Origin of the sequence: Streptomyces sp. 8N616, from assembly GCF_052246385.1 — a bacterium.
Taxonomy (GTDB): Bacteria; Actinomycetota; Actinomycetes; order Streptomycetales; family Streptomycetaceae; genus Streptomyces.
In genome coordinates this window covers 59,355-79,289 of record NZ_JBQQBY010000017.1, presented here as the reverse complement: position 1 = coordinate 79,289, position 19,935 = coordinate 59,355, and the positions used below count along the sequence as shown (strand labels likewise).

At 69.0% G+C, this 19,935-nt stretch carries 15 protein-coding genes and 1 pseudogene; 7 read left to right on the top strand and 9 right to left on the bottom strand.

Annotated features, from left to right (window positions below):
* Window positions 1–77: 77 nt before the first annotated feature.
* From ACTWQC_RS17570 to ACTWQC_RS17550, 5 genes are all read right to left on the bottom strand, one after another.
* A complete protein-coding gene (locus tag ACTWQC_RS17570; protein WP_443316640.1) occupies window positions 78–1,034 on the bottom strand; it encodes an ABC transporter substrate-binding protein in 957 nt (318 codons plus the stop codon).
* Between the two features lie 310 nt (window positions 1,035–1,344).
* Window positions 1,345–2,181, bottom strand: a complete 837-nt coding sequence (locus ACTWQC_RS17565; RefSeq protein ID WP_443316639.1) for an ABC transporter ATP-binding protein — start codon at window positions 2,179–2,181, stop codon at window positions 1,345–1,347.
* Complete coding sequence (locus ACTWQC_RS17560) at window positions 2,178–3,248, bottom strand: FecCD family ABC transporter permease (protein ID WP_443316638.1); 1,071 nt, start codon at window positions 3,246–3,248, stop codon at window positions 2,178–2,180. Before ACTWQC_RS17560 ends, ACTWQC_RS17565 begins: the two co-directional genes overlap by 4 nt.
* The gene (locus tag ACTWQC_RS17555) at window positions 3,245–4,273 is read right to left on the bottom strand and encodes a FecCD family ABC transporter permease (protein ID WP_443316637.1); all 1,029 of its coding nucleotides are present in this window, start codon (window positions 4,271–4,273) and stop codon (window positions 3,245–3,247) included. Before ACTWQC_RS17555 ends, ACTWQC_RS17560 begins: the two co-directional genes overlap by 4 nt.
* Window positions 4,274–4,597: 324 nt before the next feature.
* Window positions 4,598–5,803 (bottom strand): Rieske 2Fe-2S domain-containing protein, encoded by a 1,206-nt coding sequence (locus tag ACTWQC_RS17550; RefSeq protein ID WP_443316636.1) that lies wholly within the window; start codon window positions 5,801–5,803, stop codon window positions 4,598–4,600.
* 1,185 nt (window positions 5,804–6,988) lie between these two features.
* Here ACTWQC_RS17550 and ACTWQC_RS17545 point away from each other — a divergent pair.
* The 3 genes and pseudogenes from ACTWQC_RS17545 to ACTWQC_RS17535 form a co-directional block, all read left to right on the top strand.
* Window positions 6,989–7,105 (top strand): annotated as a pseudogene (locus ACTWQC_RS17545) (cell division protein ZapE); the annotation flags it as partial.
* 1,327 nt (window positions 7,106–8,432) lie between these two features.
* The gene (locus tag ACTWQC_RS17540) at window positions 8,433–9,638 is read left to right on the top strand and encodes a PLP-dependent cysteine synthase family protein (RefSeq protein WP_443316635.1); all 1,206 of its coding nucleotides are present in this window, start codon (window positions 8,433–8,435) and stop codon (window positions 9,636–9,638) included.
* The gene (locus ACTWQC_RS17535; RefSeq protein WP_443316634.1) at window positions 9,635–10,933 is read left to right on the top strand and encodes an MFS transporter; all 1,299 of its coding nucleotides are present in this window, start codon (window positions 9,635–9,637) and stop codon (window positions 10,931–10,933) included. Before ACTWQC_RS17540 ends, ACTWQC_RS17535 begins: the two co-directional genes overlap by 4 nt.
* Window positions 10,934–11,264: 331 nt before the next feature.
* On the opposite strand, the gene ACTWQC_RS17530 is transcribed toward ACTWQC_RS17535, so the two are convergent.
* Together ACTWQC_RS17530 and ACTWQC_RS17525 are read right to left on the bottom strand one after the other, a co-directional pair.
* Window positions 11,265–13,775, bottom strand: a complete 2,511-nt coding sequence (locus ACTWQC_RS17530; protein ID WP_443316633.1) for a heavy metal translocating P-type ATPase — start codon at window positions 13,773–13,775, stop codon at window positions 11,265–11,267.
* A 687-nt stretch (window positions 13,776–14,462) separates the two neighbouring features.
* A complete protein-coding gene (locus ACTWQC_RS17525) occupies window positions 14,463–15,215 on the bottom strand; it encodes a DUF5134 domain-containing protein (RefSeq protein ID WP_443316726.1) in 753 nt (250 codons plus the stop codon).
* A gap of 293 nt (window positions 15,216–15,508) precedes the next feature.
* Between ACTWQC_RS17525 and ACTWQC_RS17520 the strand changes: the two genes are divergently transcribed.
* Together ACTWQC_RS17520 and ACTWQC_RS17515 are read left to right on the top strand one after the other, a co-directional pair.
* A complete protein-coding gene (locus tag ACTWQC_RS17520) occupies window positions 15,509–15,943 on the top strand; it encodes a DUF6153 family protein (protein ID WP_443316632.1) in 435 nt (144 codons plus the stop codon).
* Between the two features lie 96 nt (window positions 15,944–16,039).
* On the top strand, window positions 16,040–16,693 hold the full coding sequence (locus tag ACTWQC_RS17515) for a DUF305 domain-containing protein (protein ID WP_443316631.1): 654 nt from the start codon (window positions 16,040–16,042) through the stop codon (window positions 16,691–16,693).
* A 133-nt stretch (window positions 16,694–16,826) separates the two neighbouring features.
* Here ACTWQC_RS17515 and ACTWQC_RS17510 read toward each other — a convergent pair whose 3' ends face one another.
* A complete protein-coding gene (locus tag ACTWQC_RS17510) occupies window positions 16,827–17,402 on the bottom strand; it encodes a TetR/AcrR family transcriptional regulator (protein WP_443316630.1) in 576 nt (191 codons plus the stop codon).
* Between the two features lie 119 nt (window positions 17,403–17,521).
* Between ACTWQC_RS17510 and ACTWQC_RS17505 the strand changes: the two genes are divergently transcribed.
* Window positions 17,522–17,710 (top strand): hypothetical protein, encoded by a 189-nt coding sequence (locus tag ACTWQC_RS17505; protein WP_443316629.1) that lies wholly within the window; start codon window positions 17,522–17,524, stop codon window positions 17,708–17,710.
* Between the two features lie 11 nt (window positions 17,711–17,721).
* Complete coding sequence (locus tag ACTWQC_RS17500; RefSeq protein WP_443316628.1) at window positions 17,722–18,285, top strand: hypothetical protein; 564 nt, start codon at window positions 17,722–17,724, stop codon at window positions 18,283–18,285.
* A 130-nt stretch (window positions 18,286–18,415) separates the two neighbouring features.
* Here the strand turns inward: ACTWQC_RS17500 and ACTWQC_RS17495 are convergent, their stop codons facing one another.
* A complete protein-coding gene (locus ACTWQC_RS17495; RefSeq protein WP_443316627.1) occupies window positions 18,416–19,843 on the bottom strand; it encodes a peptidase C39 family protein in 1,428 nt (475 codons plus the stop codon).
* Window positions 19,844–19,935 lie beyond the last annotated feature (92 nt).

The window sequence follows — 19,935 nt, the reverse complement described above, 5'->3', positions numbered from 1 at the left end:
GACCAACCGATACAACTGCGGCCCCGGCCACGGATGTTCCGTGACCGGGGCCGCAGTCGTACGGTCTCGCACCGCTGTTACTTGAGGTGCTTGTCCATCTCGTCGAGGATCTGGTCGGCTCCGGTGTAGCCGATGCCGAGCATCCACAGGTTGTCGTCGACCTTGAACGCCTTGCCGTTCTTCACGGCGTCCAGCTTCTTCCACAGGCTGCCGCCGGTGATGCTGGTCTCCTTGGCCTTCTTCGGGTCACCGTAGGTGGAGTAGAAGATGACGTCGGAGTTGCCCTCGTCGATCCGCTCGGGGCTGACGTCGAGGGAGAAGCCGGTCTTGTCGACGTTGGCGGGGCGGCCGACCTTCAGGTCCTTGAGAATGCTGCCGACGAAGGTGTCGTTCATGTACAGGCGGGTGTCCGCACCCTCGACGAAGCGCACGAAACCGACCTTGGTCTTCTCTGCCTTCTCCGCGCCACCGAGCGCGTCGGTCACCTCGGCCACGTGCTTCTCGTAGTCGGCGACGACCTTCTTGGCCTCGTCCTTCTTTCCGAGCGCGTCGGCGTGCAGCTCGAAGTTCTCCCGCCATGCGGGACCGGTCGTCTCGGTGAAGACGGTCGGCGCGATCTTCGACAGCTCCTTGTAGCTCTTCTCGTCGCGCTCCTTGCTGCTGAGAATCAGGTCCGGCTTCAGCCCACTGATCGCTTCGAGGTTGGGCTCCATGATGAGGCCGACGTTCTTGATGCCCTTGATCTGGTCCTTGGGGAGGTAGGTGGACATCGGCGCGCCCGCCTCGGCCGTGACAGCACCGACCGGCTTGACGCCGAGGGTGATGGCCGAGTCGAGGGCGTCGGTGTCCAGGACGACCACGCGCTTGGGGCTGTCGAAGACATTGACCTTGCCCATGGCCGTCTGGACGGTGTGCTTGCCCCCCTCAGCGGACGACTTCGCGTCGTCCTTGCCGGACCCGCATGCGGTGGCCGTGATGGCGAGGGCGGCAACGACGGCAACGACTCCGGCGCGGCGATTGAGGGATGGGGACATGAGTGGAAGGCCTTTCCTGACGGGAGCACAGTTCAGCGCGGGGGGTGAACTTAGGTAAAGCTAACCTTATGTGGGAGTGGGGGCAAGTCCTGTGCGGATCACAACTCGGACTAGGCGACGGCGGAACAGAGCCGTGCGCCGAGGCAGGCGAGAAAGCCTCCTCGTAAGTCACCAGGACGCCCTGCAAGGAACCGGCGGACCGTCGGACGGCGCGGCCGGCCCAGCCCGCCCCGTCGTCCTCGCCGAGCGGCACCGGCGGCGGTGACCTGGCGGAGACCGGTGCCGCACCGACGGCCGGCGTCTGAAGAGTTCAGCCCACCTCTGCCGAGGCCGCGACGGCAGGGGCAGGGGCGTCCGCCTGCCACGGGCTGCCGGGGACGACAAGCGGGCTGCCGGTCACCGGGTCCGGAACCACGACCGATTCGAGACCGAAGACGTCGCGTACCAGATCCACCGTGACGATCTGCGAGGGGCATCCCTGCGCAACGATCCGTCCCGCCTTCATCGCCACGAGATGGTCGGCGTAACGCGCCGCCTGGTTGAGGTCGTGCAGCACCGCGACGACCGTCCGGCCGCGCTCGCGATTGAGCTGCCGCACCAGGTCCAGCACCTCCACTTGGTGGGAGATGTCCAGATAGGTGGTGGGCTCGTCGAGGAGCAGCAGGTCGGTCTCCTGGGCGAGCGCCATGGCGATCCACACGCGCTGCCGCTGGCCGCCGGACAGCTCGTCAACCGGCCGCTCGGCGAGCGCCGTCACATCGGTGCGGTCCATGGCGTCGGTGACCGCCCGCTCGTCCTCCTCCGACCACTGCTGCCACCAGCGCTGGTGCGGCTGGCGGCCGCGCGAGACGAGATCGGCGACCGTGATCGCCTCCGGCGCGACCGGGGTTTGCGGAAGCAGTCCGATGGACTGCGCGATCGTGCGGGTGGGTATGCGGCCCAACTCCGTACCGTCGAGCAGCACCGAGCCGCGCCGGGGCCTGAGCAGCCGTCCGAGCGCCCGCAACAGCGTTGATTTGCCGCAGGCGTTCGGGCCGACGATGACGCTGACCCGGCCGTGCGGGACCTCCAGGTCGAGGTCCTCCACGACCGTGCGCTCCTCATAGGCCAGGGTCAGGTCGCGGGCTGTGAGCCTGCTCTCGGTCACGCTCTTCCTCCAGTACGGCCGCGGACGATCAGCCAGATCAGATACGGGGCACCGATGACGGCGGTCAGCACTCCCACGGGCAGCTCGACCGGCGCGAACAGCAGGCGCGCCGGCAAGTCGGCGGCCACCACGATCAGCGCACCGAGCAGCGCCGAGCACAGCAGCGGGATCTGCGCCGTGCCCGTCAACCGACGGGCGATCTGCGGGGCGAGCAGCGCCACGAAGTCCACCGGACCGGCCGCGCCCGTCGCCACCGACGCGAGGAAGACGCCCAGCAGCGCCAGCCCGAACCGGGTTCGCTGCAGCGGTACGCCCAGCGCGGTGGCGGTGTCGTCGTCGAAGGAGACGCTGCGCTGCGCCCGCGCGGCCCACACCACGCAGGGCACCAGGGCGAGCAGCGTCCAGCCGAGCGGTGTGGCCTCGTCCCAGCCACGCCCGTTGAGTGAGCCGGTCAGCCACACCTGCGCCTGATGGGCGACCAGATACTCGCCCTTGGTGATGAAAAGGTGGGTGACGGACCGCAGTGCGATGGCGATGCCAATGCCGATGAGTACGAACCGCGCCGCATGCAGCCCGCTGCGCCAGGCGAAGAGGTAGACGAGCGTGGCGGCGGCCACCCCGCCCGCGACCGAGAAGTACGGCAGGATGCTGAACGAGCCGATGCCGAAAGTCAGCGCACCGATGGTCAGGGCGCTCGCGCCCTGGGAGACGCCGATGATGTCGGGGCTGGCGAGCGGGTTGCGGGCGACGGTCTGGATCAGCGCGCCGCCGACGCCGAAGGCGGCACCGACCATCAACCCGAGGACGAGCCGCGGCAGCCGGAGCTCGCGCACGAGGAATTCGCCCCACGAGGGCCGGCCGGCCAGCACGTTCACGACCTCGCCCGGTGCGACGGAGGTCTCGCCGAGGCACAGGTACGCGAAGGACACGGCCGCCGTCAGCACGGCGAGGGCACACGCGGCGACTGCCGCGCGCCGATGGACGAGGAAGGATCCACGTCCGCGCCTGACGAGCCCGTATCCGGCGGGGCGTACTGCCGCCGGGCGCCCGGTAAGAGAGGCCGTCATGCGCTCACCGCCTTGCGGCGGACCATGGCGATAAGGAACGGCACCCCGATCAGGGCCGTCATCACGCCCGCCGGAACCTCGCTCGGCGGGAAGACGACCCGGCCGATGACATCCGACACGAGCAGCATGACGGGGCCGAGCAGTGCCGCCATCGGCAGCACCCAGCGGTGATCGGTGCCCACGATTGCGCGCGCGATGTGCGGTACCGCGAGGCCCACGAACGCGATCGGCCCGGCGGCCGAGACCCCGACGCCGGTGAGTACCGTCGCGCCGATGCCGCCCACGATCCGTACGTTCGCCACCTTCTGCCCGAGCCCCTTGGCGACGTCCTCGCCCAGCGCCAGGGCGTCCAGCCCTCGCGCCACCGACAGCGCCAGTACCGCACCCACGACGAGGAACGGCCAGATCTGACCGGCAACCACCGCGTCCCGCCCGGCGATCGAGCCGACCTGCCAGAAGCGGAACTCGTCCAGCGTGGCGGCGTCCGTCGTCAACATTCCCTGGATGACCGAGATGAGCAGTGCGTTGATGGCGGCACCGGCCAGGGCCAGTTTCACCGGGGTCGCCCCGCCGCGCCCGCTGGAGGCGACGGCATAGACGGCCACCGACGCAACTCCGGCTCCAACGAAGGCGAACCACACGTAGCCGGTGAGGGTGTGCACCCCGGCGAACGCGATCGCCAGCACCACGCCCGCCGCCGCGCCCTGGCTGATGCCGAGGACACCGGGGTCGGCGATGGGGTTGCGGGTGATGCCCTGCATCACCGTGCCCGCCAGGGCGAGCGCCGCACCGACTATCAGGCCGATAAGGGTCCGGGGCACCCGCAGGGACCGTACGACCTCGGCAGCCTCGCTCGTACCGCCGTACAGCAAGGCCTCGAAGACTTCGCTCGGGGCGATCTGGCGCGCACCGACAGCAAGGCTGAGCAGCACCGCCAGCAGCAGCGCGACGACGGCCGCGACCGTCCAGCCGATGCGGCGGCTGATCAGAGCACCTCTTGGGCTGCTGATTGTGGCAGCTGACATCGCATCCATTCCGACGTGACGGAGATCGTGGTGATCGCGAACTTAGGTGAGCCTAAGTGTACGGGGAATCTCCAAGGTCACGTAACTGGCTGCCAGGAAGCATCAGTGAAGCTGCGCTCAGCACGTCTGACGCAGGGGAAGGGTGGCCGTGTCTGCCTCGACGGCCCACTGTGCAGCGCATGCAGTTCAACGCTCCCAGGGCTGCCGGGTGGCCGCCGAGCGGCTGGGCGCGCGTCATACTCGATCGGAGTCGCGGTCCCCGAAGCGGACCACGGATCGTACGGTGAGCCGGCTGGATCGCAGGGTGGCGGTGGTGCAGCCGGGTCAGCCCGGCTGGTTCGGTTCGACGTGTGGTGCCGCGCTGGCCGGCGGTGAGTTGCTGCAGAACGCGGCGGCGCCGCACAGGGCGGATTCCGGACGGATGGGGACGCCGTTGGTGCGCAACACATCGCGGACATCGACGATCAGTGGGAAGACCTCTTGGTTCCAGTCCTCGCCCTGCTCGTCCCAGGCCAGCTGCTCGGCTTCAACCGCCATCCGGTCCTCGGCGAACACCCGCTCGGTGAAGCGCCGGATGAACGGCCAGGCGAGGTGCAGGGCGCCGGGGATCGGCGGCTTCTCAATCATGAGCAGACCGTAGGCGTGATTGGTGCGCTGCTCGACGTCCTCCGGTACGTAGGCCGCCCAGAGGGAGAACGCCGGGAGTTCGGCGTCTTCGGGGACCAGTTGGAGGGTCTGGTAGGGGTACTCGGTACGGATGGTGACGAGGTCGGGCCTTTTGCCGCCCCCGGCACCACCGGCGGCGAGCAGACCAGCGCCGCGGTTCTTTTTCCCGCCGACGTGGGTGAACAGATACCGGGCCTCTACGGATTGCGGACCGGTGTCGTACCCGAGGAGCTTGGGCTGGATCCTGCCGAGGATGCCCCGGTGCAGGAACTGGTGGTTCATATCGAGCAAATTCTCGTGCATGAATGAGTAGTGGCAGTGCACGGTGCGCGAAAACGTCATGGTTTTATGCCTGACGGAATCGAACTCCGGCAACTCGGGCAGCGGTGTCGTGGCCGCCTTCTCCGGGTCGCCCGGGAAGACGAACACCAGTCCGTAGGCTTCGCGGATCGGATAGGCGCGCACACCGCGCGGCGGCCGGTCGACGCCCTTGGGGAGATATGGGATCTGCGAGATGCGGCCGTTCCCGCGGTAGGCCCAGGCGTGATAGCAACAGCGGAGCGCCTCACCTTCCACGACGCCCATACTCAGCGGTACCTGGCGGTGGGCGCACCGGTCCTCCAATGCGTAGACCGTGCCGCTCTCACCGCGATACAACGCGATCCGCTCACCCGCGAACGTGGCAGCGAACGTCTTGGTCTTCGGTACGCTCCCCGATACAGCGACCGGGTACCAGAAATTCGGATTGATCCCGGTACGCCGAAGGTCAGCCGTGGCCCCGGAATGATGACGAGGCAATCGGTGCGGGGCACTCGCCGACCCGGTCGTGGTTTTCCCATTCCTTGCGGACTGTGTCTCGGTCATGCGCTTCTCCCTCGCACGCAGGTCATTGATACAGAACACGGGGAACGCGAGACGTCCGGTATGTTAATACTTGCCATGGCGCGTCAGCGTGATTCAGTCCATGTCCACGCCCGAATGCGCACGGTGCACGGCTCACTGAGGTCCACGGCGGTCCACAGCCCGCCAGAGCGTTCCAGGACCGGTCGCGGGTCGAGAGTCTCAGCGACGCGCACTTGCCCGGGTTGCCAGCTCTCCAGGGCCGGGCGCGGGCCGTCAGGTTGGATCTCCCTGGGCCGGGAGGCCGAGGACCACCGGTCCGGAGGAGAAGACCACCGGTCCGGAGGAGAAGACCACCGGTCCGGAGGAGAAGACCACCGGTCCGGAGGAGAAGCAGGTGATGCCGGCCCGCGACGAACGCCTCCGGGGAGTCGACCTCCTATCCGCGCGGGTCGTTCTCACTTGGGCTCCTCCTCCCCGTCGGGGGTAGCCGGGGAGGAGAGCCCAGGGCCGCCCCGAGGCCAGCTGTCGTCCTCGGCGGAGCGGCAGTCTCTACGCGGCGTCGATCGCCCCCGCGCCCTCCGACGCCCTGGCCGCCGCCGCAGCCGCAACACGCCACCACCGTGGCCCGCCGAGACCCGCTGTACGCCTCTCTCGCCCGCGCCCACCGCGCGGCCTTCGAGGCTGGACCGGCGACACCAAGGCCGTCGTGCGGCCAGCGGTATCCACGGACCCGATGACGGCGGGGCAACCCTCACCTCACTGCTGGAGGCAGAGAGCGGCACGCACCATCCGCGGCGCCGAGGGTGTTCACCGAGCGGGGCCCCTCGGCTCAATGGTGGTGACCGTCTTCGTGACCCGGGCTCCTCGCTGGTGCGGAGGCCGAACCGCCGGAGCGTCGCACGGGGCAACGCAGCAGTCTGCTGTCGGGCACCGGGACATCGTGACGATCGGCGTGCCACTGGCCGGAGTGCGAGTCGGGCCTGTCGTAGCTGTGCCCGGCCACAACGGCCTCCTCAGAGTCCAGGGCCACCGAGGTGGACGCATGGGCGTACGTATGGCCCGCGGCGCTCTCTCCACTGACCCGTGCGTGTACATCAACGCGAGGAGTAGCGCACAGGAGAACGGGACCGCAACACGCTGAGGATCGGCCGGGCCGCAACCATGCCGGGGAGCACCAACGTCGCCCGGTGCCGGCCAGCCGAGGTTCTGCGGCTCGTCGTGCTCGCGGACCGGCTCTGCGACCGTGGAGTGTCCGTCCTGGCCTCGGACTTGCCCTTCGACGAGCTGATCAGAGCTGAGACGCCGAAGGGCGGATACCGCAAGAGCACTTCCTAACACTTGGCACGCACAAGAGGAGCAAACTTCCTGGAGCGGCGCATGTTCCGAGGTGCGAGGGCCCGGACCGCGCTTGTGGTCCTCGCCGCCGTCCTGCTCGCCCTCCCGTTCTCGGCACCCGAGGCGCCATTCGCATCCGCGCACACGGCCCATCATGCTGATACCGAAGCCCAGTCCGGAATCAAGTCCTCTGCGAAATTGCTGCGCGGCGAGGCCGTCACCTGTCGCGACGCCGGCTACCTCGGCGGCACGGCGATGCTGTCGCGTACGAGCCGCCCGAAGCCGCGGCAGCCGACGACCGCCACGATCGCCATGGTGACGGCTCTTCCCATCCGGCTCAGGAATGCGTGTCCGGCCAGCCTCAGCAAGGCCCCGATCTGGACGCTCCATGCCAGGCGACCGTGGGTTGGGCACCGCCCACGCACGCCGACGCGGTGGGGAAATCAGGCCCGTCCCGGCCCGAGTCGGGCGTTCCTCCATTGACGGGTTCAAGAGACTCGGTAGTTCAGCAGGTCTAGATTCCGGCGTCCCCGACTGGTCGCCGTCTCCCGAGAATCGACAGCCCCCGCCGGCCAGGTGGGTCGGCCAAGTGCGGCCAGTTCCCGGCACCCAGACCCCGTACGCCGTGCTTCCGAGCGCTGAGCGGGATCTGTTTCCCGGTCCCTGCCTGGGACTTGCTGATCTCTGTCTGCCGCCTCTCCCCCACCACGGGAAGCGGCTGCTACCCGGAGGGACGATGCCGTTCCACCCCTTTTCTCGCCCTTACATCGGCCGCTCCGCCGCCGACGCTTCGTGGCTGCTCCGGCTGATGGCCTTCGTCCTGGGCGGTCTGCTGCTGTGGGCGTTCCTTTGCTCTGTCGTACATGACCATGACAGCCATACGCACGGCCGGACGCCTGCGTCGTCCGGCCACCTCCGGGTTGCGGCAGAAGGCGTCGAGCGGGAGATGTCCCACGGGCCGCATCCACACCCCGGCGTTGCTTGCGCTGCGTACTCAGTCGGCCAAGTGCTGCCGCAAGGGAGGCATGTGTTCACGGACGAGGCGGCCTTGGCCGGAGTGGCATCGGGAGTGATCGCCGCCTCGGCCGTTCCGCTGCAGGCAGCACGGCCGGACGCCGGCAGATCCCGGATACGGCGTTCAGGCCGGTCCACTCTCTCCCTCGTCTGTCGGTGGCGGATCTAGACCGGGGCTTTCGCGGCCCTGCGACAGCGGCTGCCGCGCGCTGCCACGGAGGCGGAGGCGCTTGCCCCGTCCTCCGCGGGACAGCACGCGAGATGAGCTCCCGTCACGCCACCAATGAACGAGAGCGGATCGATGCACTCGCATACCACCACTGACATCACACCCCCCGCCCGCTCTGCCCTTTCCGGGCTCGTCGGCAAGACCCCCGTTCTCCGGATTTCCGAGCCCTTCGCCCCCGCTGGTCGTGGGTTCTGGGCGAAGCTGGAGGGCTTCAACCCCGGCGGGATCAAGGACCGCCCCGGTCTGCACATGGTCGAGCAAGCCCGTGCCCGCGGCGACCTCCGCCCGGGCGGCAGGATCATCGAATCCACCAGCGGCACCCTCGGCCTCGGCCTGGCCCTGGCGAGCATGGTCTACAACCACCCGGTCACCCTGGTCACCGACCCCGGTCTGGAACTGTCCATGACCCGGCTGCTGACTGCGTACGGGGCCCAGGTCAACGTCGTCTCGGAGCCCCACCCCGCCGGCGGCTGGCAGCAGGCGCGCCGCGACCGGGTGGCCCAGCTCATGGAGCAGCACCCCGGCTCGTGGTGCCCGGACCAGTACAACAACCCCGACAACGTGGCCGCCTACACCCCGCTGGCGCTGGAGCTTGCGTCCGAACTGGGCCCCATCGATGTACTGGTGTGCAGCGTGGGAACCGGCGGGCACTCTGCCGGAGTATCCCGCGTCCTGCAGTACCTCTACCCGGAGATGAAGCTCGTCGGCGTCGACACCATCGGCTCGACCATCTTCGGGCAGCCCGTCCGTACCCGGCTGATGCGCGGCCTGGGCTCGAGCATCTACCCTCGCAACGTCGCCTACGAGAACTTCAGCGAGGTCCACTGGGTCGCACCGGCCGAGGCCGTGTGGACCTGCCGCCGGCTCGCCACATCCCACTACGCCACCGGTGGGTGGAGCGTAGGGGCGGTCGCCGCAGTCGCCGGATGGCTGGCCCGTACCCTGCCCGCGGACACGAAGATCGCAGCGATCTTCCCCGACGGCCCTCAGCGCTATCTCGGCACGGTCTACGACGACGACTACTGCGCCGCCTTAGGCCTCCTCGACTCGCCACCGGCCCTCGAACCAGAGGTGATCGGCCGCTTGGACGAGAAAGAAGTCAGCCGCTGGACGCGGTGCGAGAACGTCGTCGACCCACTCACCCTGTCCGACGCCTGTGAGGAGGCCGAGGTGGTCGATCTGCTCGCTGAATCCAAAGCGGAATCCGACGGGCCGGTGGAGAGCGGCGCCGTCGGGCAGCTCGCTCAGTCCAACGTGCCGGAAAGGGAGGGCCGGTGAAGGGGACTGTCGCGCAGGTGCGCTCGTACGACCGCAGCGTCCAGCTGCTGATGGTGAATCAGTTCACCATCAACCTCGGCTTCTACATGCTGATGCCCTACCTGGCAGCACACCTCTCAGGAACGCTCGGGCTGGCCGACTGGCTCGTCGGGCTCGTGCTCGGCGTGCGCAACTTCAGCCAGCAGGGCATGTTCCTCGTCGGCGGCACGCTGGCTGACCGGCTCGGCTACAAGCCGTTGATCGTCGCGGGGTGTGTGCTGCGCACCGTCGGTTTCGCGACCCTGGGGCTCGTCGATTCGCTGCCAGCCCTGCTGGCCGCGTCCGCGGCGACCGGACTGGCCGGAGCGCTGTTCAACCCGGCCGTCCGGGCCTACCTCGCCGCGGACGCAGGAGAGCGGCGGGTCGAGGCGTTCGCACTGTTCAACGTCTTCTACCAGGCCGGAATCCTTCTCGGCCCGCTGGTGGGCATGGTGTTGACCGGCGTCGACTTCCGCGTCACCTGCCTGGTCTCGGCCGGAATCTTCGCTCTGCTGAGCATCGTGCAGATCCGGGCGCTCCCGTCCCGCCGGGGTGACGACGCGAAGGAGCGGAAGGACGGCGAGCGGGAAAGCGTGCTGTCCCAGTGGCGCGGCGTCGTGGCCAACCGGCCGTTCCTGCTGTTCTCCGGGGCCATGATCGGCTCCTACGTCATGATGTTCCAGGTCTATCTGGCCCTGCCGCTTGAAGTACGGCGCGTGGGCGGCGAGGGGGACTTCGGCACTGCCGCGATGGCAGCGCTCTTCGGCGTCTCCGGGCTGAGCACGATCCTCGGCCAGACCAGGGTGACCGCCTGGTGCAAGGCGCGGATGGAGCCGGGCCGGGCGCTCACCTGGGGGTTGCTGATCATGGGCGTGGCGTTCGTGCCCATGCTGGTGGCCACGGCAGTGCCCGTCCCCGGCGGCGGAGCGGGCCTATGGCTGCTGGCAGCCGTGCCGCCCACACTGGCGGCATTTCTGCTCGCCGTGGGCACGATGATCGCCTACCCGTTCGAGATGGACATGATCGTCCGTCTGTCGGGTGACCGCCTCGTCGCCACCCACTACGGGCTGTACAACACCATCTGCGGTGTCGGCATCACGCTCGGGAACCTGCTGACCGGCGCGGCCCTCGACGCCGCCCGTGCGGCGGGCATGTCCGCACTCCCGTGGATCGCGCTGTTCACGCTCGGCCTGGCCTGCGCCGCGGCCTTGTACGGGCTGCACCGCACCGGCCGCTTGGCACCGCCTGTGCGTGAGGCACAGCCCGCGACGGCCTGACGGACGGTTACGCGCCGGAGGGTCGGGCGAGACCCCCAACGCCCGCCCCTCCGGCTGACCGCGCCCGCATCCATGCGCGATCCGATCGGCGCTCCGAAAACGGTGGTAGAGGTTCTTCCGGGAGGGGCGTGTGGCTCCGGGACCAGTTCGGTAACGGGAGAGGTATTTGGCATCCAGGCGGTATCGCAGGCGCAGCGGCCAGCGCGGTAACGCAGGTCCGGCCCCGGCCTCGACGATCAGCTCAGCTCAGCAGCTCGGCGCCGGTCACCGGCTCGCATCCCGGCTGCCCGCAAAGAAGCCGGGTGAGGCTCAAGCCTGTGCTCGTGGCCAGTCACAGGGCTCGGGCGAGAGGCTGGTCGGCGGGCGACGGCGCCGCGCCCGGCAGGCGTAGCCCTTTCAGAGCAAGGGCGTTGACGGCGACGATGATGCTGGACCCGGACATGGAGACGGCGGCGATCTCCGGTCGCAGCACCAGGCCGGAGGCGGGTTCGAAGACGCCCGCGGCAATGGGCAGGGCGATGGCGTTGTAGCCGATGGCCCAGCCGAGGTTCTGCCGCATCTTGCGCAAGGTGCCGCGGCCGATGCGCAGCGCTGTGGGGACATCGAGGGGGTCGGAGCGCATCAGGACGAGGTCGGCGGTCTCGATCGCGACGTCGGTGCCGGCGCCGATGGCGATGCCGAGGTCGGCCTGGGCGAGGGCCGGGGCGTCGTTGACACCGTCGCCGACCATGGCGACTTTGCGGCCGCCGCTCTGCAGTTCGGCCACCTTGGCCGCCTTGTCGGCGGGCAGAACCTCGGCGATGACGGTGTCGATTCCGAGGCGTTCCGCGATGCGCTCGGCGGTTGCCTGATTGTCGCCGGTGAGCATGACCACTTCGACGCCGAGGGCGTGGAGTTCGGTTACGGCGGTCGCCGAGGTTTCGCGGGGCGCGTCGGCGATGCCGATCAGGCCTGCCGGTTGTCCGTCGACGGTGGCGATGACGACGGTACGGCCGGTGGCGGCCAGCTCCTCACGGCGAGCGGCCAGTTGGCCGAGGTCGATGCCTTCGCGCTCGGCCAGTCTGCGGTTGCCGACCGCGACCCGGTGGCCGTCGACGACGGCGATCGCGCCGTGGCCGGGGACGTTCTCGAAGTGCCGGGCGCTCACTCTGTCCACGGCGTGCGCCTCGGCGTACCGTACGACGGCTTCGGCCAGCGGGTGCTCGGACTCGCGCTCGACCGCCGCTACCAGCCGCAGGAACTCGCGCTCGTCCATGGCAGGTGCCGTGACCACGTCGGTGACTTCCGGTTCGCCCTTGGTCAGGGTGCCGGTCTTGTCCATGATCACGGTCTGGATACGTGCGGAATCCTCGAGGGCGACCGCGTTCTTGAACAGCACGCCGCGTCTGGCTCCCAGTCCCGTGCCCACCATGATGGCCGTGGGAGTGGCCAAACCCAGGGCGTCCGGGCAGGTGATGACGACGACGGTGATGGCGAACAGCATGGCAGTGCCCAGCGGGCGGTTGGTGGCCAGCAGCCAGACCGCCAGCGTCGCGGCGCCGCCGACCAGGGCGACGAACACCAGCCAGAACGCGCCCCGGTCGGCGAGTCGTTGACCGGGGGCCTTGGAGTTCTGGGCTTCCTGAACGAGTTGGACGATCTGTGCCAGCGCGGTGTCGGAGCCGACCTTGGTGGCGCGCACGCGAAGCGTGCCGTTGGCGTTGATGGTCGCGCCGACGACCTGCGCCCCGGGGGCTTTGTGCACCGGCAGGCTCTCACCGGTGACCATCGACTCGTCGACCTCGCTCTCCCCCTCCTCCACGATCCCGTCGACGGCGATCTTGGCTCCGGGGCGGACCAGCAACAGGTCGCCGACCACGACCTCGGCGGTGGGCACCTCGACCGGCTCCCCGTCTCGTACGACGAGAGCCTGAGGCGGGGCGAGATCGAGCAGGGCGCGGATGGCGTCGTTGGCGCCGCCCCGGGCACGCATCTCGAACCAGTGGCCCAGCAGCACGAACGAGGCCAGCACAGTGGCCGCCTCGTAGAAGACGTCCCCGCCCCCGGTGAGCGTGATGATCAGGGAGTACAGCCAGCCGGAGCCGACGGCTACCGCGACCAGCACCATCATGTCCAGGGTGCGGGCGCGCAGGGCCCGTACGGCGCCGTCGAAGAAGATCGAGCACGAGTAGAAGATCACCGGCAGGCTCAGCAGGAGAGCCCACACGTCCTGGCGCAGCCCGAAGGGGACGGAGGCGTCGATGCCGAGGACGTCCTCGCCGATCGGCGACCAGATGACGATGGGGATGGAGAACAGCAGCGCCACCAGGAAGCGGTTGCGCATGTCGGTCACCATCGCAGCCATGGACATGGCCTCGTGGCCGCGCCCCATCGGCTCGTGCGGCGACGGCTGCTCTTCGGCCTCGGCGGGGACCTCGGGCGCGGCTTGCTCGAGGTGCTCGGCGCGTTCCGCCGACGCGACCGGAGCGACCACCCGCGCGGCAGGCCCGTGAGGCGCGTGCCGATCCCCGGCGACTTCGGCGGCCGGGTCCGGCTCGGCCATCGGGTCGCAGACATGAGAGGGCACGGACTGGCCCGCACAGTGGTAGCCGCATTCCTCCACCCAGCGGCGCAGCTCGGCAAGCGACGTACGCCGTGGGTCGAAGACCACCGTCGCCGCCTGCGCGACCGGATTGACCTCGACCTCCAGTACGCCAGGCCGCCGCCCCAGGACGGCGACCACAGTGCTCTGCTGCGACGCCCACGCCAGACCGCGCACATCGAGAACGACTGTGCTGCGCTCCTTATCAGGAACCTCGCGACGAGGCGCGCCTCCACCATGACGTTCTGCGTGGTGATGCACGGTCACTCCTCCTTGGACAGGTGAGCCCTGGAGAGCTGTCGGGTGGACAGCTGGTGGTGAGGGCCGGTGGCGGGACCTCGTCTCCGACCGGCGCTCGGCGATCCCTCAGGGAACACCGTGGTGAGGGCCAGGATGATGATGGGCTCCCGGCGAACCGCTCGGCGAGCACCTCCGCCGCCTTCGGCCGAGGACGTCGGCGCTCTGGGGTGCGCACCGGGAACGGAACGCCCTCGCCCCAACCCAGCCAAGCATCTAGGTGCGCATGTATCTATATCAGGATAAGGGGCCCCTACCCCGTACGGGTCATTGCAGCGGTCCTGGATGTCTCGGCCTCACGAGAAATGGTGGCTCTGCCATGAGTCCGACGGCCTCGTCGTTCCCGCCACCCCACAATGCGTACTGGCCTGGTCCTTCTTCGACTTGCGCCGGGGCTGCGCCGGACTGCCGTTGTACGGACTGGCCACCGCGATCCTCGTCCCCGGCCCGGCCGCCGCATCGTCGGATTGGCTGGTCACCGCCCCGCACAGTGACCGGAAGCCGGGGGCCCGGCTACCGCGGGACATTCCCGCGTCACTGCGCCCCGGGCCCGAAGCCGCCAGGGCTTCCGCCCCCGTCAATCTGGCAGCGCACCCCAACGGAGATACCAATGTGCGAAGTGCGCCCCGTCCAGCCTTGGTTGCGGGTCTGTCACGCAGCCATCATCAGCAGCATCGTCGCCATGGAACCGCCCATGCCGACGTGTCCTGCGAGGGCGGCGTTCGGTGCGGAGAGTCCCATGCGGCTCCGGCGGGGCCGACGGTGCCGGGGCCCCCTGCCACCAGCCGTAGGCACCGGTCGGCCACCGCCTCGCAAACGGGCCCGCACGACCAAGACCGTGGACACCAGGAAGTACAGAGCCAGAAGGCCGAAGGCCGTGCGCCATGCGAGGACGGCACCTGATGATTCGGCGACTCCCGCTATGCCGTGAGCGTGCATCCCTTCCGTCCCCGGCATGTCATGCATGGACCCCATGCCGGATCCGTGCATGGACCCCATGCCGTGCATGCCGTGCGCAGAGGAACCCGCCAGGGCAAGCGCCGGCCCGGAGGAGGCTCCCGACGTGGCTCCGGGCATAGCCAGGGTCATCAGCACCATGGCGACGCTGCCGATCGCGTGATGGACGCCGTGGCGGCGGAGATGCCGCCAACCGCCGCCCCGGACCGCATGGCGCGCGGAAAGAGCCACTCCGCCAAGTCCGAATGCCGCGAAAACCGCGGCCCACCAGATGCCCTGCTCCCCATATGCGCCAGCAGTCGGAGGTGCGGACATGACGGCCATGCCCGCGGCCATCGTTCCCTCGGCGGCCGCCTCATAGCGCTCCAGGCCGTCGGCCGACGCCAGCCGAACCAGACTTGCCGCAGCCACCACGGCGGCAACGACCGCCAATGCCCAGCCCAGCATCAGACCCATAGCCTTGCCACCTCTCGAAGGAACCCACTGGCTTCCCCGGTCTCAGTGACCCCCGCGGCATCACCGCACGCCGGTCGGCGCGCTTCGGACGGCGTGGGTGGCGCGGCGGGCTGCATCACGAGACCTCGGCCTTACCGACTTCCGCTATGCCCTTAGTACGTAGCGGATGCGGGGCTCGCTCATGAGGCTGAAGCCGCGCGCAGCCCTTGCCCGTGCTTCCGTTATGGTCGTTGCGGAGGTACAGCGTGACGGTGACGGTGCACAGGCATACGCGAGCAGGGAGCGTGGCAGCACGCCTCCTGCTTGTCGTGGTCTCTGCACTCGGCGTATTCGTGATGCACACCATCGGTCACCCCAGCGACACCCCCGGCTCGGAGATGTCCGCAACGGCGCACGCCGTCGGCGCGCATCCGATGTCCGGTGAACCAGGCACAGTCGCAGCCATGGACACGCCCCCGGTCGCGGAAGGCGAGGTGCATGGCTCCAAGGCGGTGGACGTCTCTTCCGCACCGCATGGGCCGGGCATGGCCATGGACATGGCCTCGCTGTGCCTGGCAGTCCTGGGCGCCTGGGCCCTGGTCTCCCTGCTGCGCGCGGCACTGGCCAGTCGGCGCGAGTGGCTCGCGCATCTCATCGCGAGGGCTCTTGCGGCCGTACGACCCAATTCCCCGCCGCCACATCCCCCCGACCTCGCGCGACTGTCGATTCTGCGGATATAGGCCGTTCTCCCTGCGCGGGGCGGCCCCTTGAGGGCTGCCCGCGTACGCCGCCTGTGCATCCACCCGCAGAACCGACATACACGAGGTACACAGAACATGAACGCCTTCAAGCGTGCCCTCCACCGCCCAATTGACCACCGCATCGCGGTGGTGGGAGCCGTCACCGCTGGAGCCCTGGTGCTCGCCGCCTGCGGCGGCGGAGATGACATGTCCGGCATGGATCACGGCAGCAGCTCCTCCGCTTCGCAGGAAGCCGGCACGTCGCCGGCCAAGGGCGCATTCAACGACGCGGACGTGACCTTCGCCCAGTCGATGATCGTGCACCACCAGCAGGCACTGGAGATGTCGCAGCGGGCCGACGGCCGGGCGTCCGACCAAGAGGTCAAGACGCTGGCCGGGCAGATCGAGAAGGCCCAGGACCCGGAGATCAAGACGATGCAGTCCTGGCTCAAGTCCTGGGGCAAGCCGGAGTCGCCCAGCATGGATCACGGCGACATGGGCCACGGTGACGGCGATAAGCCCGGGATGATGTCCGAGCAGGACATGAAGGACCTCATGGCCGCCAAGGGCAGGGACTTCGACCGCAAGTTCGCGGAGATGATGATCGAGCACCACAACGGTGCGATCGAGATGGCGAAGGACGAGCAGAAGAACGGCCGCAACGCCGCCGCCAAGAAGCTCGCGGGCGACGTCGTGAAGACCCAGTCCGCAGAGGTCAAGCAGATGCAGGGCATCGTCGACCGGCTCTGATCACCTCCCGTGCGTCCACGCCGTTCCGGGCCTTCCCCGCGAAGACCCGGAACGGCCGCGTACGACTCCCCCCGCATGCCGTACCGCGCCCCCGCGGGCATGCCGTACCGACTCGCTCGAACACGGTGACGGCTCAGCGCGGGGGACGCAAGCCGGCCAGCGTGACCACGACGAGCCGCTGGACCGCGGCCTTGGACCGCAGACTGCCGGCTGCCGTAAGGGCGTGGAGGCAGTAGCTCGCGAGTTCTTCAGGCGCGACGTCGTCCCGGAGTTCGCCGGTCTCTGCGACTTCGGCCAGCAAGTCCCTGATCAATTCGAGGAGTTGCTGCTGGGCTCGGACGACGTTCTCGCCTCGATGCAGGAGCGCCGAGAGTTCTGCGCCGTGGTGCTCACGGTGGTAGGAGATCAGCGCGTAGGCCTCGAGCACGGCTCGGAGCCGCTCGGCGGCGGCGCCGGGTTGGTCCCGGATCTGGGCGAGTTGCTCGAGGTGGCCGGTGACGTGGCGCTGGTGCCAGGCGTCCAGGATCGCTTCGACGTCCGGGAAGTACTTGTACAACGTCGCTCGTCCGATACCGGCCTTCTCGGCGATCTGCGACATCGTCACCGATGTGAGCCCGTGCTCGGTCACCAGGGCCCCAGTCGTCTCCATGATCGCGTCGCGCACGGCGTTACGGTGCGCCTCGATCGTCTCGTTCCACAGCTTCGGCACCACACCACTATACGTGGCGACGGAAGCACGACAGTCTGAGTTGACAGCGACAGAGTGTCTCGCAAACACTGGCCTTCAAGAGAGCTCGGCAACCGCGCGCGGCAGAGGAGATCACTCACATGGATGTCCGACCTCCCCACCCGGAGCCCCAGGGCGCGACCGACGACGGCACCGGCGTGGGACCCGACCGCGGATCGACCACCGGCGCACCGCGCTGGGTGAAGGTGTTCGGGGTCGCCTTCATCGCAGCCCTGATCGTGGCGTTCGTTCTCATGCACACCATCGGCGGCGGCATGGGCGGCCACTGATGGCGATGACCATGACACCGCCTCTCCGCAAGGTCGCGCTCACGGCGCATGTCACCTCCTCGGTCGGCTGGCTCGGCGCGGTCGCCGCTTTCCTCGCCCTCGCCATCGCCGGCCTGGCCGGCCAGGATCCTCAGACGGTCCGTGGCGCGTATGTCGCGATGGAGGTGACCGGCTGGTTCGTTCTCGTCCCGTTGAGCTTCGCCTCGCTGCTCACCGGGCTTATCCAGGCGCTGGGCACCACGTGGGGCTTGTTCCGGCACTACTGGATCCTGTTCAAACTGCTGATCAACGTCGTCGCGACCGTCCTCCTGCTGGTGCACATGCAGGTGGTCAGCCACGTAGCAGGCGCCGCTGCCGGGAAGACCCTGTCCAGCGCCGACCTGACGGGGATGAGGATCCAACTCGTGGCTGACGCCGGCGCGGCCCTCCTGGTGCTGGTTGTTGCCGCGACCCTGTCGGTGTTCAAGCCGCGGGGCATGACTCGGTACGGCCAGCGTCAGCACCACGTGCGGCGCGACGGGCAGCGGAAGCAGCCTGCGCTGTCGGCCCGACAACCCAGTGATGCGGGTGGATGAGAGGAGCCTTCCAGGCTTTGATGAGATCGCCGCCCTGCCGAAGGAAATGGGACCGCGGCTGGAGCCCGGCGCATCGAGCGGCTTCCCATCCGGCACAAGACCGGAGGCATGATCTACAGGGTGCAGATGCTCAGCGAATCCCCAGCTCCCGCAGCACCCTTGCCTGCCCCGGCGTCGGCTTCGCCGGCCAGTACAGGTACGCGACGCCCCCTGTACCGCTCCTCACCTTCCCGTTCGCGTCGTGGCGCTTCGTCCGCAGCCAGATGTTCTCGAACTGCCGTCGCTTGTAGACACGGCGGACCGCGTCGTTGTTGGCGCTCGCCGGGTCGTTGGCGATGACGTCACCGTCCGCCGTGAAGCCGATGACGCACATCAGGTGACCCGCCGTGCCGTAGCCCGCGCCGTCGAGTTCGGACTCCAGGAAGGACTGGGACGTTATCACCGGGATTCCGGCGGCGATCAGCTTCTCGGCGTCGCCCAGCGACCCCAGCCGCGTGATGATCCCCTGGAGGTCCTTGTACGTCGCGGCGTACGCGGAGTTGAAGGGCCAGTTGCCGCAGCCCTCGTACTGGTAGTCGTACGTGAAGCGGGCCGCGTGGCAGACCTGCGGGTCGGCGAAGTCCGGGTTGACCCAGGCCAGATCCTCCTTCGTGGGCTTGCGGCCCCAGTACTCGATGACCATCTGCGAGGAGGTGGGGCTGCACCAGGCCTCGCCGCCGTTGTCGTACTCCGGGTACTGGCCGACGTGGGTGTTCTGCGAGTAGCGCGGGACCTTCAGCTCGCGCCCAGCGCCCTCACCCGGCGTCGAGGCGGGCACCTCGAAGCGGTCCGGGACGTCGGAGGCCATGGCGCCGAGCCGCCACACCTTGGGCGTCAGGTCGCTGCCGGGCTTGCGGTAGAGAGTGAGCCGCAGCCGGTACGAGGCGAGGCGCAGGCCGCTCGCGGTGTCGTCGATGGAGAACGTGTCGGTCCACATGGTGCTCTTGCCGTCGGTCTGGTCATCGACCGAGGTGCGCTTGATGTCCGCGTCGCCAGCGGCCCAGCGGCCGAGCACGTACGCCGGCGTGTCCTTGCCGTCCGTGTACGTGCCGAGGAGCTCGACCTGGAGCCAGGTGCCTGCCGGGGTGCGGGCGTTCCAGGAGGCGACGAGCTCGCTCGCGGGCGTGCCGAGCTTGCGGACCGGGGCGGTCCAGGTCGCGTACTCCCAGGTTTTGGTCTTGCCGGTGTGGGGGTCGGCGTAGTCGGTACGGCCGGCCGGGGTCCCGATGACAAGGCCGGCCCGGGAGCCCGCCTCGGCGCGGGTGCCGCGGGCGGTGCCGCAGCGCCAGTCGGTGTACGTGGTCCAGCCGTGGTAGTCCACGCGGGCGCCCCCCTTTCCCGATCCGGTGCTTCCGGCACTTCCGGAGCCTCCGGAACCGGAAGCGGTGCCGGAGTCCGAAGCGGTGCCGGAGCCGGTGGCGGCAGGCGGGCCGGCGTGCGCGGACGACGCGGACGCGGTGCCCGCCGCGGCCGCCAGCGCGGCGGCCAGCACGGTGCGCCGTGGGGTGGGTCTGGTCATGACGGTAGGTCCCCCATCGTCATCAAGTGGGACAGTTGCACGACAGATGCTCAACTATCTCCGGTCCGGATGCGCTTCGGCCAGAGATAGTC

Bases quoted from the DNA above. Each gene is read 5' to 3' on its own strand.
- ACTWQC_RS17570 (WP_443316640.1), bottom strand. From the start codon at position 1,034: ATGTCCCCATCCCTCAATCGCCGCGCCGGAGTCGTTGCCGTCGTTGCC.
- ACTWQC_RS17560 (WP_443316638.1), bottom strand. From the start codon at position 3,248: ATGACGGCCTCTCTTACCGGGCGCCCGGCGGCAGTACGCCCCGCCGGA.
- ACTWQC_RS17555 (WP_443316637.1), bottom strand. From the start codon at position 4,273: ATGTCAGCTGCCACAATCAGCAGCCCAAGAGGTGCTCTGATCAGCCGC.
- ACTWQC_RS17550 (WP_443316636.1), bottom strand. From the start codon at position 5,803: ATGACCGAGACACAGTCCGCAAGGAATGGGAAAACCACGACCGGGTCG.
- ACTWQC_RS17540 (WP_443316635.1), top strand. From the start codon at position 8,433: ATGCACTCGCATACCACCACTGACATCACACCCCCCGCCCGCTCTGCC.
- ACTWQC_RS17525 (WP_443316726.1), bottom strand. From the start codon at position 15,215: ATGCTGGGCTGGGCATTGGCGGTCGTTGCCGCCGTGGTGGCTGCGGCA.
- ACTWQC_RS17515 (WP_443316631.1), top strand. From the start codon at position 16,040: ATGAACGCCTTCAAGCGTGCCCTCCACCGCCCAATTGACCACCGCATC.
- ACTWQC_RS17505 (WP_443316629.1), top strand. From the start codon at position 17,522: ATGGATGTCCGACCTCCCCACCCGGAGCCCCAGGGCGCGACCGACGAC.
- ACTWQC_RS17500 (WP_443316628.1), top strand. From the start codon at position 17,722: ATGACACCGCCTCTCCGCAAGGTCGCGCTCACGGCGCATGTCACCTCC.
- ACTWQC_RS17495 (WP_443316627.1), bottom strand. From the start codon at position 19,843: ATGACCAGACCCACCCCACGGCGCACCGTGCTGGCCGCCGCGCTGGCG.